The 13176-nt window shown below is 64.9% G+C and carries 15 protein-coding genes; 11 read left to right on the top strand and 4 right to left on the bottom strand.

The window, feature by feature from the left end; all coding sequences use genetic code 11:
• The first annotated feature begins 25 nt into the window (after positions 1 to 25).
• From AC24YW_RS06525 to AC24YW_RS06500, 6 genes are all read left to right on the top strand, one after another.
• A complete protein-coding gene (locus tag AC24YW_RS06525) occupies positions 26 to 1027 on the top strand; it encodes a TRAP transporter substrate-binding protein (protein WP_487481963.1) in 1002 nt (333 codons plus the stop codon).
• A 9-nt stretch (positions 1028 to 1036) separates the two neighbouring features.
• Positions 1037 to 1630 (top strand): TRAP transporter small permease subunit, encoded by a 594-nt coding sequence (locus AC24YW_RS06520; protein WP_487481962.1) that lies wholly within the window; start codon positions 1037 to 1039, stop codon positions 1628 to 1630.
• Positions 1631 to 1661: 31 nt separating this feature from the next.
• Positions 1662 to 2966 carry a TRAP transporter large permease gene (locus tag AC24YW_RS06515; RefSeq protein ID WP_487481961.1) on the top strand — a complete coding sequence of 435 codons (1305 nt, stop codon included), beginning with the start codon at positions 1662 to 1664 and terminating at the stop codon, positions 2964 to 2966.
• Positions 2967 to 3288: 322 nt separating this feature from the next.
• The gene (locus AC24YW_RS06510; protein ID WP_487481960.1) at positions 3289 to 5001 is read left to right on the top strand and encodes an outer membrane protein assembly factor BamB family protein; all 1713 of its coding nucleotides are present in this window, start codon (positions 3289 to 3291) and stop codon (positions 4999 to 5001) included.
• 92 nt (positions 5002 to 5093) lie between these two features.
• Positions 5094 to 5432, top strand: coding sequence for a c-type cytochrome (locus tag AC24YW_RS06505; RefSeq protein ID WP_487481959.1), 339 nt, complete (start codon positions 5094 to 5096; stop codon positions 5430 to 5432).
• A gap of 16 nt (positions 5433 to 5448) precedes the next feature.
• Positions 5449 to 6216, top strand: coding sequence for a substrate-binding periplasmic protein (locus AC24YW_RS06500; RefSeq protein ID WP_487481958.1), 768 nt, complete (start codon positions 5449 to 5451; stop codon positions 6214 to 6216).
• Between the two features lie 216 nt (positions 6217 to 6432).
• On the opposite strand, the gene AC24YW_RS06495 is transcribed toward AC24YW_RS06500, so the two are convergent.
• Positions 6433 to 7077 (bottom strand): glutathione binding-like protein, encoded by a 645-nt coding sequence (locus AC24YW_RS06495; protein WP_487481957.1) that lies wholly within the window; start codon positions 7075 to 7077, stop codon positions 6433 to 6435.
• A 106-nt stretch (positions 7078 to 7183) separates the two neighbouring features.
• Between AC24YW_RS06495 and AC24YW_RS06490 the strand changes: the two genes are divergently transcribed.
• Positions 7184 to 7834 (top strand): TetR/AcrR family transcriptional regulator, encoded by a 651-nt coding sequence (locus AC24YW_RS06490; RefSeq protein WP_487481956.1) that lies wholly within the window; start codon positions 7184 to 7186, stop codon positions 7832 to 7834.
• A gap of 8 nt (positions 7835 to 7842) precedes the next feature.
• Here the strand turns inward: AC24YW_RS06490 and AC24YW_RS06485 are convergent, their stop codons facing one another.
• Complete coding sequence (locus tag AC24YW_RS06485) at positions 7843 to 8808, bottom strand: 2-hydroxyacid dehydrogenase (protein ID WP_487481955.1); 966 nt, start codon at positions 8806 to 8808, stop codon at positions 7843 to 7845.
• 142 nt (positions 8809 to 8950) lie between these two features.
• Here AC24YW_RS06485 and AC24YW_RS06480 point away from each other — a divergent pair, with 142 nt between their 5' ends.
• The 4 genes from AC24YW_RS06480 to AC24YW_RS06465 all read left to right on the top strand — a co-directional run bounded on the left by AC24YW_RS06480 (position 8951) and on the right by AC24YW_RS06465 (position 11799).
• Positions 8951 to 9319 (top strand): YciI family protein, encoded by a 369-nt coding sequence (locus tag AC24YW_RS06480; protein ID WP_487481954.1) that lies wholly within the window; start codon positions 8951 to 8953, stop codon positions 9317 to 9319.
• Positions 9316 to 10617 (top strand): RNA polymerase sigma factor, encoded by a 1302-nt coding sequence (locus AC24YW_RS06475; protein WP_487481953.1) that lies wholly within the window; start codon positions 9316 to 9318, stop codon positions 10615 to 10617. The genes AC24YW_RS06480 and AC24YW_RS06475 overlap by 4 nt, the downstream gene beginning before the upstream one ends.
• A 198-nt stretch (positions 10618 to 10815) precedes the next feature.
• Positions 10816 to 11355: an SRPBCC family protein gene (locus AC24YW_RS06470; protein ID WP_487481952.1), complete on the top strand. Its 540-nt coding sequence runs from the start codon at positions 10816 to 10818 to the stop codon at positions 11353 to 11355.
• A 30-nt stretch (positions 11356 to 11385) separates the two neighbouring features.
• A complete protein-coding gene (locus tag AC24YW_RS06465; RefSeq protein ID WP_487482581.1) occupies positions 11386 to 11799 on the top strand; it encodes a VOC family protein in 414 nt (137 codons plus the stop codon).
• A gap of 105 nt (positions 11800 to 11904) precedes the next feature.
• Here AC24YW_RS06465 and AC24YW_RS06460 read toward each other — a convergent pair whose 3' ends face one another.
• Positions 11905 to 12255: a hypothetical protein gene (locus tag AC24YW_RS06460; protein ID WP_487481951.1), complete on the bottom strand. Its 351-nt coding sequence runs from the start codon at positions 12253 to 12255 to the stop codon at positions 11905 to 11907.
• Positions 12256 to 12658: 403 nt separating this feature from the next.
• The gene (locus tag AC24YW_RS06455; RefSeq protein ID WP_487481950.1) at positions 12659 to 13096 is read right to left on the bottom strand and encodes a hypothetical protein; all 438 of its coding nucleotides are present in this window, start codon (positions 13094 to 13096) and stop codon (positions 12659 to 12661) included.
• Positions 13097 to 13176: the final 80 nt, after the last annotated feature.

The following is a 13176-nucleotide window of genomic DNA, read 5'->3' as shown; positions in this document are numbered from 1 at the left end:
CGCGCTCGGTAAACGGAGGGGAGCAATGATTACGCGACGGAACTTCACCGCGGGCGCAGCGACGCTGCTCGCCGCCGGCCACATCTCGACCCGCGCCCGGGCGGCGACGACAAGCTGGGACATGTCGACGGTCTGGCCCGAGGGCAATTTCCACACCCAGAACGCGATGGCCTTCGCGGAAGAAGTGAAGAAGCAGAGCAATGGTGCGGTCGCCATCACCGTGAAGGCCGGCGGCCAGCTCGGCTTCAAGGGACCCGAGCACCTGCGGGCCGTGCGCGACGGCCTCGTGCCGCTCGCCGACGTCCTCAACATCCAGCAGGTCGGCGACGAGCCCTTCATGGGCGTCGAGAGCATCCCCTTCCTCTGCGGCCCCGTGGACGAGCTCAAGGTGCTGCACAAATATGTGCGGCCGGAATACGAGAAGATCGCCGCGCGCAACAACCAGAAGATCCTCTACATCGTGCCGTGGCCGACGCAATATCTGCATCTCAAGACGAAGGTCGCCGACGTCGAGGGTCTCAAGAACATCAAGATCCGCGTGCCCGACAAGAATGCGGTCGAGATGCTCAACGCCGTCGGTATGGCGGCGGTGATGATCCCCTGGGGCGAGACCATTCCCGCACTCGCCTCCGGCGCGGTGGCCGGCGTCTCCACCTCGTCGGTGTCCGGCGTCGACGGCAAGTTCTGGGAGTTCCTGAAATACGTCTACCCGACCAACCATGTCTGGTCGTCGCAGATGCTCACCGTCAATCTCGATGCCTGGAAGGCGCTCGGCGCCGATCAACAGAAGCTGGTCGCTGACATCGCGGCGAAGATGGAGCCCGGCTTCTGGGCCAATTCGCTCAAGGCCGACGTCGACAGCCTCAACCGCCTCAAGGAAGGCGGCATGGAGGTGGTGCCGGTCTCGGACGCCATGATGACGGACATCCGGGCCAAGACCGCGCCGCAGCTGGATGCCTTCCTCAAGCGCGTGCCGGCGGCGGACAAGCCGGTGAGGGCCTATCTCGCCGAAATGAAGCGCGGCTGAGGGCGAGGCATGGTGAGCGTTACGCCTGAAGCACCGTCAAGCCTCAACGCAGCGGCACCCGCGCCGCTGCGGATCGTCCTCGACGGCATCGACCGTCTCGGCCGGCTCGACGGCTGGATCGGTGGCGGCTGCCTGCTCATGCTGACGCTGCTGATGCTGTGCGAGGTCGCAACCCGCTTCTTGTCGAACTTCCTGCCGTTCTTTCCGCCGAGCATCTCGATCGCCTGGGAATACTCGTCCTATCTGATGGCGGCGTCCTTCACCTTCGGCGCCGCCATGACCTTGCGCGTCGGCGGCCACATCCGCGTCGTGCTGCTGCTGAAGAACGCCCCCGTGCCGGTGCAGCGGGCGCTGGAGATCCTTTCGGCGGCGGCCGGCTTCGCCTTCATGGCGTTCCTGACCTCGGCCATGGCGAAGTTCGCCTGGAGCGCCTTCCTGCGCGGCCAGGTCTCGACCTCGAGCGATACGCCGCTGTGGTTTCCGCAAGCGATCGTCACCTTCGGCATGCTGCTGCTGACGCTGCAGTTCCTTGCGCGCGCCATCCAGGCCGCGCTCGGCCTGCCGCTGGAGGATCACCGCATGAAGGCCTCGCCCGTCGAATGACCGCCTCGCCCGCATCCGGATCCAAGATCGCATGACCATCGAAGTCGTCGCCCTGTTCGCGATCCTGTTTGTGCTGCTGGCCTGCGGCGTCTGGATCGGCCTCACGCTTGCGCTCACCGCGACGCTGCTGCTCGCGATGTTCCGCTCGATCCCGCTTGAAAAACTGCTGCCGCAATACGCCTGGAACATCCTGACCACGCAGGAGCTGCTGGCGCTGCCGCTGTTCATTCTGATGGGCGAACTCCTGTTCCGCACCCGCCTGTCGCGCTCGCTGTTTCAGGGATTGGCACCGTGGGCCGGCCTGCTGCCTGGCCGCCTCCTGCACGTCAACGTGATCGGCTGCACCATCTTCGCGGCGATCTCGGGCTCGTCGGCCGCGACCACGCAGGTGATCGGCCGCATGTCGCTCAACGAGCTCCTGCGCCGCGGCTATTCCCGCGACATCGCGATCGGCTCGCTCGCCGGCGCCGGCACGCTCGGCTTTCTGATCCCGCCGTCCAACATCATGATCATCTACGGCGTGCTCGGCGACGTCTCGATCCTGAAGCTGTTCACCGCCGGCGTGCTGCCGGGCTTCCTGCTGGCCGCGACCTTCATGGCCTGGGTGATGCTGCACACCACGCTCAAGCCCGCGATGGTGCCCGAGACCGAAGCCAAGCTCTCGCAGGTGCCGTGGAGCGAGCGCTTCGCAGCGCTGAAGGACCTCGCGCCGGCGCTGTTCCTGATCGCCTGCGTGCTCGGCTCGATGTATGGCGGGCTCGCAACGCCCTCGGAGGCCGCCGCCGTCGGCGTGCTCGGCGCCGCCCTGGTCGCGTGGGCGCAAGGCGCGATGTCGCAGCAGGTGATGCGCGACGTCTTGATCGGCTCGGTCGTCACCTGCTCGATGATCGCGCTGATCGTGCTGGGGGCTTCGATCCTCGGCAATGCCGCGGCGTTCCTCGGCATTCCTCAAGCGGTCGCCGCGTTCGTCAAGGGCCTCGGCCTGTCGCCCTTCATGCTGATCGTGGTCCTGATCGTGTTCTATCTCGTGCTCGGCTGCTTCCTCGACGGCTTCTCGATGATCGTGATGACGCTGCCGATCGTGCTGCCGATCGTGAAGGGCGCCGGTTTCGACGAGGTCTGGTTCGGCATCTTCCTCGTGCTCGCCGTGGAAATGGCGCAGATCACGCCGCCCGTCGGATTCAACCTGTTCGTGATCCAGGGGCTGACCGACGACGGCCTCGGCTACATCGCGCGCGTCACGATGCCGTACCTCATGATCATGATCGGCTTCGTGCTGCTGCTGACGCTGTGGCCGGGCATCGTCACGATTCTGCCGAAGGTGCTGTACGGATAGGCGAATGGTTCCGGGGACTGGCAGATCGAAAGCAAACGGTCAGCGTCGCTGCCGTTTCAGGTCACTCTGCATCGAGTAGACTTCAGCGCGCTTTCCGTATTTTCACGTCTTGTGATCCGTCGTACAGTGTAACGGCAAGCAGAAGTACAACAGCAATCACCCCGGTGAACGTGGCTCCTCGGCGCGATGCGCCGAGAGAGGGGATGTCTGTTGACGATTCGGTCCGGTGGAGGACGATCGACGCACACTGAACTGCAAGGACCCCTCGCAAGCCTCGTTCACGAGACGCAATCAACAAACACAAGAGCGGGAGGAAGTGCAAATGAGGAAGCAGTGGCTCAGCTCGGCCTTGGCTGTCGTTGCGACGTTTGCAGCGACGGCGGCATTGGCTCAGTCCGTGGATACGTCCCGTATCGAGGCCGCCGGCCAGAACGATTGGCTCACCTATCACGGTTCCTACAAATCCCATCATTACAGCCCGCTTGCGCAGATCAATGCGAGCAATGTCGGCAATCTGGGCGTGGCGTGGATGCACATTCCCGGGCGATCGACGCGCGGCCTGCAGTCGATGCCGCTCGTCGCCGACGGCGTGCTGTACTATTCGGGCTCATACAGCCGCGTCTTCGCGCTGAACGGCGCCAGCGGCGAGGTCATCTGGTCGTTCTTTCCGGAGCTGGATGAGGCGCTGATCAGCCGGCAGACTCACTCGCCTTATAATCGCGGCGTCGCTCTCGGCGAAGGCAAGGTCTTCGTCGGCACGATGGATGGCCGTGTCTTCGGGCTGGACGCCAAGACCGGAAAGGTTCTCTGGGAAACCAGGCTGATCGACTCGCAGAAGCTGACGGTCGGCTTCACCGGCGCGCCGCTTTACGCGAAGGGCAGCGTGATCATCGGCGCGCAAGGCGGCGAATGGCCGGGCCGCGGCCCGATCTTCGCGCTCGATGCCGCGACCGGAAAGAAGAAGTGGGAGTTCCTCACCGTCGCAGGCACCGAGGAGGCCATGAAGACCTGGGGCAACGATTCCTGGCGCACCGGCGGTGGTGGCGGCTGGATGCCGGGCACCTACGATTCCGAGACCAACACCATCCTGTGGGGCACGGCGAACCCGGCGCCGCTCTACGACTGGTCGGGTCCGGACTACAAGACCCAGGGCGCGCGTCCCGGCGACAACCTCTATACCAGCTCGGTGATCGGGCTCGACATCGATACCGGTCAGCTGAAATTCTACCATCAGGAACTGCCGCACGATGCCTGGGACTTCGACAGCTCCGTCGGCGAATTCGTGATGCTCGAGCGAGACGGCCAGAAATACGTGGTCCATCCGAACAAGGGCGGCTTCGTCTTCGTCTACGACCGCAATCTCAAAGTGAAGAACGTCTGGCGGCTGGTCGAGAACATCAACTTCGTCAAGGATATCGATCCCAAGACCGGCGCGCTGATCGGCCGTCGCGATTTCCCGGTCGGCAAGGTCACCGAACCGCCGCTGTGTCCGTTCATCGGCGGCGGCATCAGTTGGAACGCGGGCTCCTACAGCCCCAAAACCGGTCTCTATTACAAGATCGGACAGGAATGGTGCATGACGCTGGATATCCAGAAGACGACGCCGGTCACCGCGCCGCAGGCCCAGCTCAACATCGGTGCCGATTTCAAGATGGTGCCTCCTCCGGGCGGCGAGATCTACGGACATCTCGACGCGCGCGATCCCATCACGGGCGCGAAGAAATGGGAGGTTCGCTATCCCGAGCCTCCGCTCGGAAGCGTGCTGTCGACCGCGGGCAACCTCGTCTTCGTGCCTGATTCCCGCGGTGTGCTGCACGCCTACGATGCCGAGACCGGCGCTGAGCTGTGGAAGCACAACAACGGCACCGGCCACCAGGGCGGCATCGTCAGCTACTCCGTCGGCGGCAAGCAGTATATCGCCGTGACGGCAGGCTTCGGCGGGATGCTGGCGGACGAATATGCGCCGAACTTCGGCGGCGTCTACAAGAGCATGCCGCGCGACGACGGCGCCTTGGTCGTCTTCAGCCTGAAATAGTCTGCCGCAGATGTTCCGATTCAGGAGCGGGCGCAAGCCCGCTCCTCGATCGATGTCGCGGCGGTGCGTGGCTCAGGAATGGAGCGTAGCTGTTGAGGCTGTCTTGCAAGACGATTCTGGCGGGGCTCGGCGCCTCGTTGCTGTGGGCTGCGATGGTCCGGGCGCAATCCGCCACACCCGCGCCGGAGAACGCGGCGTTCGAGGTCGAGCAGGTGTTCGCGGGGACTTGCGGCTTCTGTCACTCCGACGGTGGCCGGGCCGCGGGCAAGGGGCCGCAATTGATGAATTCGCCGCGCGACGACGACTATATCCGCAATCGCATCAAGCTCGGCAAGCAGGGGGCGATGCCGGCCTTCGACGGCGCCTTCACCGACGCCCAGATCGACCAGATGGTCAAGTACATCCGCGCCCTGAAACCGCGCGAGGGTTGAACTGCAGAGAGCCCGAATGAAGGCATTTGTCCCGGTCATCGTCGCTGCCGCCATCGTCCTGCCGGGGCAGGCAGCGGCCCGCGCCCTGGAGGCGATCCGCTCCAGCGGCGTGATCGGGCTCTGCGCACATCCCAATTCGCTTCCCTTCGCGCACAAGACCGGCGATCCGCCCGGCTTCCAGGTCGAGCTCGGTCGGGTGCTGGCACGCGAGCTCGGTGTCGCGCTGAGGCTCGATTGGATCATCACGCAGTACCAGATGCGCAGCGCCGGCTGCGACATTCTTCTGGACGTCATCGCCGACCGCGAAGCGCAGGGCGAAACCCGCCTGAGAATCTCCAAACCGTATTATCGCACGGGCGTTGCGCTCGCCGTGCCGTCATCCAGCACGCTGACGTCCTTCGCCAGCCTCAACGAATCGACCAAGGTGGGCGTGCAGGTTGGATCGATCGCAGCCATGATCATCGGTCAGCGGCGCGTGCCGATATCGACCTTCGGCTTCGAGAGCGACAGCCTGGAGGCGGTGTCGAACCGCGAGATCGATGCCGCCGCAGTCACGCCCACCGCCGCCAGCTATTTCAATCTGACCCATCCGGACAATCCGCTCCGGATCCTCGATCGTGACGAGAGCACGGCCGATCTGAACTGGAATGTCGGCGTCGGCATGGTCCGCCCGGACGACGCGTTACGCGAAGCCATCGACGCAGCCGTGGAACGGCTGCGCAGCGACGGCACGATCGACCGGATCTACCGCCGCTACGGCATCACGCTGCAGGCGCCGAGATAGCGCGCTGCGTGACGGAGGGCTTTGGATGAATCGATAGCCGCCAGCCCATTCACCTCTCCCGCTTGCGGGAGAGGTCGGCGCGAAGCGCCGGGTGAGGGCTTCCTCGCCTTGGGGATTGCCCCATTGCGGAAGCACCCTCTCCCCAACCCTCTCCCGCAAGCGGGAGAGGGAGCACACTTCAGTCGTTGCAGCGATCGAGCCTCATTTCATCGCGCTTCAGGCCGCTGCCTTCTTCCGCGCGAGCTCGGCCTTGTACAGCTCGAACTCCTCGGCGATCGCCCTCGCGATGGACGGCCGCTGACGCAGCCGCTCGTGATACGCCTTCAGGTTCGGCCATTTCGCAAGCTCGATCGGCGGTGTCGCCATGGTCCAGTTGATGACGGTGGCGAGATAGGCATCGGCCACGCTGAAATGGTCGAGCAGGAACTCGCGGCCCTTCAGGTAATTGTCGAGATAGTCGAGCCGCGACAGGTTCTTCTCCAGCGCATAGGTCTTTGTCTCCTGCGGCGCCTTGCGGTCGAGCAAGGGGAGGAAGAGACCCTTGTGCAGCTCGGTGCCGATGAAGCACAGCCATTGATGCAAGCGCGTGCGGTCGATGCCCTGCGCGCCGCCGAGGCCGGATTGCGGAAACCGGTCTGCGACATATTGCAGGATCGCGGCGTTCTCGGTCAGCACCACGCCTTCGTCGGTGCGCAGCGTCGGCACCAGGCCGATCGGATTCACGGTGAGGAAGTCGGAGCCGTCGTTCAGCACCTTCTTGGTCGGCGGATCGACTTCGAGGTAGTTCGCCTCGGCGCCGGCTTCATACAGCGCGACGCGTGTCGCCATCGAGCAGGCAAGCGGCGAGAAATAGAGATCCATCTATAGCCTCCTTGGGCAATTTCTCTTTGGATGTCGCTCAACCTGGCCAGATTGATTTATGTACCATCTTGCATAATATATCCGTGGTCAAGGATTAATTTGCGAGATGGTACAAAAACCGAAGCCGCCAGCTGCCGCCAACGAGCCCAAGCGCCGCGGCCGCCCGCGCGCCTACGAGCCCGACATCGCGCTCGGCAAGGCGCTCGACCTGTTCCGCAAGCAGGGCTTCGCAGCCACCTCGCTCGACGATCTCAGCCAAGCGACCGGCATGAACCGGCCGAGCCTCTACGGCGCTTTCGGCGACAAGCGCGAGCTCTACATCAAGAGCTACCAGCGCTATCGCGACGAGGCTGCCGCGGCCATGGGAACCATCTTCCGCGAGGAGATGCCGCTGCGCCAGCGGCTGGAGCGCATCTATGCGGCCGCGCTGGACATCTACCTGTCCGGCGACGCCGGCCCGCGCGGCTGCTTTACGGTCGTGACCGCGGCGTCCGAGGCGGTCGGCGATCCCGAGATTCGCGCCATGGTGCTGGACGGCCTCGCCGGGATCGACAAGGGGTTTGCCAGTTGCTTCCGCCGCGCCAAGGAGAAAGGCGAGCTGCCGGTGAGCGCCGATACGTTCGCGCTGACGCAGATCGCATCGGCCATCATCCACACCATCGCCATCCGCTCCCGCGCCCGCATGCCGCGCAAGGAGCTGGAGGCGATCGTGAAGGGCGCGATCGACGTGATGATCGGGCCAAAGGACAGGCCGTAAGCGAAGCCTCAATATCCCCTTGTCCGGTCCACCACGTTTTCCAGCGCGCCGCCCGCCTCGAACCGCGCAATCTGCTCGGCGACATAGGCCGAGATCGCATCCGCATCGGTGTCGGCAGCATTGTGCGGCGTCAACACCACCTTGGGATGGGTCCAGAAACGGCTGTCCTTGGGCTGCGGCTCCTGCACGAAGACGTCGAGCGAGGTGGCGCCCAGCGTGCCGTCGTCGAGGCAGGCCAGAATATCGGCCTCGTTCTGCAGACCGCCGCGGCCGGCATTGATCAGCACCGGCGCCCCGAGCGGGCCGGAGCGATTGAGCTTCTTGAAGACCTCGCGGTTGAGGATGCCGTGCGTGTCCGGTGTCAGCGGCAGCAGGCAGACCAGGATGTCGGTGTTGCGCAGGAATGCGTCCATGCCGTCGGCGCCATGGAAGCATTCGACGCCCTCGATCGTGCGCGGGCTGCGGCTCCAGCCGGCGACGCGGAAGCCGAGCCGCTTCAGCACATCGGCCGCGTCGGCGCCGAGAGTCCCGAGGCCCATGACGCCCACGGTGACCGCGCTGGCCGGCCATTGATAGAGCGGCTCCCAGCGTTTCTCGCGCTGGGATTGCCGCAGGTACAGCTCCTGGCGGTGATGCATCAGCACGTGCAGAACGACATATTCGGTCATGCGATTGGTGAGATCGGGCACGGCGACACGCACCAGCGGCACCTCGGGCAGGCTCTTGTCGGCCATCAGCGCGTCGACGCCGGCGCCGAGGTTGAAGATCGCCCGCAGATTGGGGAACGCCCCGAGATCGCCCGGCACCGGCTTCCACACCGCCGCATAATGCACCTCCGTAGGATCCAGCCCGGCGTCCGGCAGCAGCACCACGCGGCGGTCGCCGCAGACGGCGTCGAACCGGGCCTTCCACCGCTCGGGCAGCCAGTTCTGCTGCGTGCTGTTGATCAGGACGGCCAGTGTGCCCGTGGTCATTCGAAGTGCCTCTTTTGGGGTTCCGCTCGAGAAAGCCCTCCTTGGCACGATCTGTCGGATTTTTCTTGCAAATTTTTTCCGCAGCCCTGTCGGCGCGGGGCATATTGGCGCGTCTTCAGAACAGACGAGGGAAGTGCCGCCCATGCTCTACGCCATACTTTGCTATCACGATGAGGATTTCGTCGGCTCCTGGAGCAAGGAGCAGGACGAGGCCGTGATGAAGAAGCTTGCCGTGGTACAGGACAAGCTCACCAGCCAGGGACGGCTCGGGCCGGTGGCGCGGCTGTTGCCGACGACCGCGGCGGCGACGCTGCGCAAGGAGGATCCGCCGCTGGTGCTCGACGGCCCCTATGCCGAGACCAAGGAGCAGCTGCTCGGCTTCTACATCGTCGACTGCAAGAACCTCGACGACGCGCTCGACGTCGCGCGCGAGCTGGGCGCCGCCAACCCCGGCGGCGCCTATGAGGTGCGTCCCGTCGGCGTATTCCGGCCCGGAGGAAACCTGACGTGAGCGAGGCCGATACCGCCTGGATCGAAACGGCGCTGACCTCGGCGCGACCCCAGGCGGTCGGCGCGCTGCTGCGCTATTTCCGCGACCTCGACACCGCCGAGGAGGCGTTTCAGAACGCGTCCTTGCGCGCGCTCAAGACCTGGCCGCAGAACGGGCCGCCGCGCGATCCCGCCGCCTGGCTGATCATGGTCGGCCGCAACGTCGCGATCGACGAGGTGCGCCGCGCGCGCAGGCAGCAGCCGCTGCCGGAGGACGACCAGGCGATCTCCGATCTCGACGACGCCGAAGGCGCGCTCGCCGAGCGGCTCGACGGCTCGCACTATCGCGACGACATCTTGCGGCTGATGTTCATCTGCTGCCATCCGCAATTGCCGGCGACGCAGCAGATCGCATTGGCACTGCGCATCGTCTCGGGCCTCACGGTGAAGCAGATCGCCCGCGCGTTCCTGGTTTCGGAAGTGGCGATGGAGCAGCGCATCACGCGCGCCAAGGCAAAGGTGGCCGAGGCCGGGACGCCGTTCGAGGCGCCGGGCGCGGTCGAACGCTCCGAACGGCTCGCCGGCGTCGCGGCGATGATCTATTTGATCTTCAACGAGGGCTATTCGGCGAGCGGCGACACCGCGGAGATCAGGAAGCCGCTGTGCGAGGAGGCGATCCGGCTGGCGCGGCTGCTGCTGCGGCTGTTTCCGAGCGAGCCGGAGATCATGGGCCTGACCGCGCTGATCCTGTTGCAGCACGCGCGCAGCGCGGCACGCTTTGCCGCGGACGGGTCGCTGATCCTGCTGGACGATCAGGATCGTTCCTTGTGGAACGGCACCATGATCGCGGAGGGTCTCGCGCTGATCGACAAGGCGATGCGCCACCGCCGCAGCGGGCCCTATCAGATCCAGGCCGCGATCGCCGCACTGCATGCGCGCGCGGCGACGCCGGAGGAGACCGATTGGGCGCAGATCGACCTGCTCTACGGCGCGCTCGAAGTGATGCAGCCCTCGCCGGTGGTGACGCTCAACCGGGCGGTCGCGGTCTCCAAGGTGCGCGGGCCGCAGGCCGCGCTCGAGCTGATCGAGCCGCTGGCGCCGAAGCTCGCCAATTATTTCCATTTCTACGGCGTGCGCGGCGCCTTCCTGATGCAGCTCGGCCGCAACGACGAAGCCCGAATCGCCTTCGACCGCGCCATCGCGCTCGCCAACACCTCGGCCGAAGCCGCCCACATCCGCATGCATCTCGATCGCCTGATCCGGGACAGCCAGCCGAAGCAACCTAATGGCGGTGCCAGGCAGGGTGTGAAGGCGACATAGACCCATCTGCCTCCACATCGTCATGCCCGGGCTTGTCCCGGGCATCCACGTTCTCTCACTTTGCTTGGCCAGGACGTGGATGGCCGGGACAGGCCCGGCCATGACGTGATGTGAGGGCGGTGCCAAAAAAGATTGTTCCATCGTCTGTCGGCCCGACCATTCCTCCTTCGTCCTTTGCCCGTATCCACGGAGCCATCCATGCTGAAAGCCTTTGCCGTCATCGCCATCGTTCTCGCCGCCGGCCTAGCCGGTGTCCTCGTCTTTGCCCTGACGAAACCCGACACGCTCCGTGTGGAACGGTCGCTCGCCGTCAAGGCGCCGGCCGAGGCGATCTATCCGCTGGTCGCCGATTTCCATCGCTGGACCGCCTGGTCGCCCTATGAGACCCGCGATCCCGCCATGAAGCGGACGTTCGGCGGAAGCGCGGCAGGGAAGGGTGCGACCTATGCCTGGGACGGCAACAACAATGTCGGCGCCGGCCATATGGAGATCCTGGAGGCGAACGGGCCCTCCAAGCTCCGCATCAAGCTCGATTTCGAGCGGCCGTTCGAAGGCCACAACACCGCCGAGTTCACCTTTGTGCCGCAAGGCGATGCCACACTCGTCACATGGACGATGTACGGTCCGGCCCCGTTCGTGTCCAAGCTGATGCAGGTGTTCTTCAACATGGACAGCATGATCGGCAAGGATTTCGAGACCGGCCTCGCCGGCCTGAAGAAGCTCACCGAGAAGCAATGAGCCTCACTGCAGACGAAGAGGAGAGAAATGATGCTCAATCCGTATCTGTTCTACCAGGACAATTGCGAAGCGGCGTTCAATTATTACGCCAAGGTTCTCGGCGGCAAGATCGACGCCATGATGCGCGCATCGGATGCCCCGCCGGAGATGCCGGCCGCGCCCGGCCGCGAGAAGGCGATCATGCACGCCCGCATGACGCTCTCCGACGGTAGCGTGCTGATGGCCTCCGACGCGCCCACCGAGCACTTTCAAAAGCCGCAGGGCTTCTCGGTCTCGCTCACGGTCAAGGACCCCGCAGACGGCGAGCGCAAGTTCAACGCGCTGGCCGACGGCGGCAGCGTCACCATGCCCTTCAGCAAGACGTTCTGGGCCAAGGGCTTCGGCATGTGTGTCGACAGGTTCGGCATTCCCTGGATGGTGAATTGCCCGGCCGAGGGCATGTGACGGGCGCGGCCCTCGAGCCGTCGCGTTTGCGATCCCCTCTCTCCAATGCTGCGGGAGAGGGGACGTACGCTTCGTTACGTCAGGCGCCGATCAGCCGTTGTCCTTTCACCGGATTGATCCGGTGACGTCCTCGGGCGGCGGCGACGATTCCACGCAGCGAGGACAGATCACGAGCTTGGCGCCGAGCTTCCTGTCGTTCTCCGCCTGTATCTCGTCCTGGACCGCCCACCACGCCTCCGAATATGGACGCAACGTGCCGAGCACCTTTTCCCGCTCCTGATTGGGTTCGCTCGGCGCCGCCGCGCCGGTCGTGACGCGCCGCTTGGTGACATGCGGACGGTTCGGATCCCTGCCGAGACCATCCCATGCGACGGCGCGGCGTTCCTGCGCCGGCGCCTCTGCGCATCCGATCAGCGCTGCGCAAAAAGTGAGCACGATCAAGCCGTGTCGAATCATGCCGGGCTTTTGCCTCCAAAAGCGGCGCGCAGAATCTGCGTGAGACACGCGCATCGTCGTTCAATGGAACTCAAGGCAAAACAAGCTTTGCCGGCATGGCCGAATATGAATCGTGCTTTCGCATCACTTTGCGGACGCAGTGAGGCCACTTTGTGAAGCGACTGCATCGCACAACAATTGGCGAAATATTGGGCTGTGCTCTGCACGCCGGAATCGTTATTGGTGAGTCATAAAAGCTACAAACTGGGATGGACGTCACGTGGAAGGGGAGCGACCGATGGCGGCGGCGCTACAGATCAACTTTGCTCTCTGGGGAATGCTCATTTGCGCCAGTGCAAAGCTGGCACCGGTGATCCAGACGCTCTTTTGAAAGCGGTCGGCACGCTGGCGGCTGCCAGCTGCATCAGCGGCAGCGCGGATAGATCGCGGCGAGATCACGTCCCTTCAGCAGCAGCAACCGCGAGGTCAGACCGCCACGGCGGCTGATCCAGTCGCGCACCGGGCCTGGATAGGCGGCAAGCACCGCGACCGATGCTTCCGGCTCGGCGTAGAAGCGGCCGCGCCGGTCCACCGAGCGCGCGGCGTGGAAGCCGAGCACGGCGCGCTTGGTGACGCAGATGCGCTCGCCCGGCACGATGCTCAGCACCAGCGTGCAGGCGGACAGGCAGGGGCCGTCGATCACCACGCGCTCGCCACTGTCGCGGACCTTTTCGAACAGATCGAGGAACGGCCCGACCTGTCCGCCCGGGGACTGGATGATGCGGATCTCGGCCGCCGCGGGCGCGGCGGCTAGCAGCGCGGATGCAAGCATCAGGGCTCTGAGGAAGGTGATGCGTTGCATGAACTCTCCACCAACTCGCTTTCGTAGGGTGGGCAAAGCGTAGCGTGCCCACCATCCGCACCGCAAATTTGGGATCGATG

The sequence above is a fragment of the Bradyrhizobium sp. USDA3516 genome (assembly GCF_057651995.1).
Note: the sequence above shows the minus strand (reverse complement) of the source record. Positions and strands in the feature narration are given on the sequence as shown.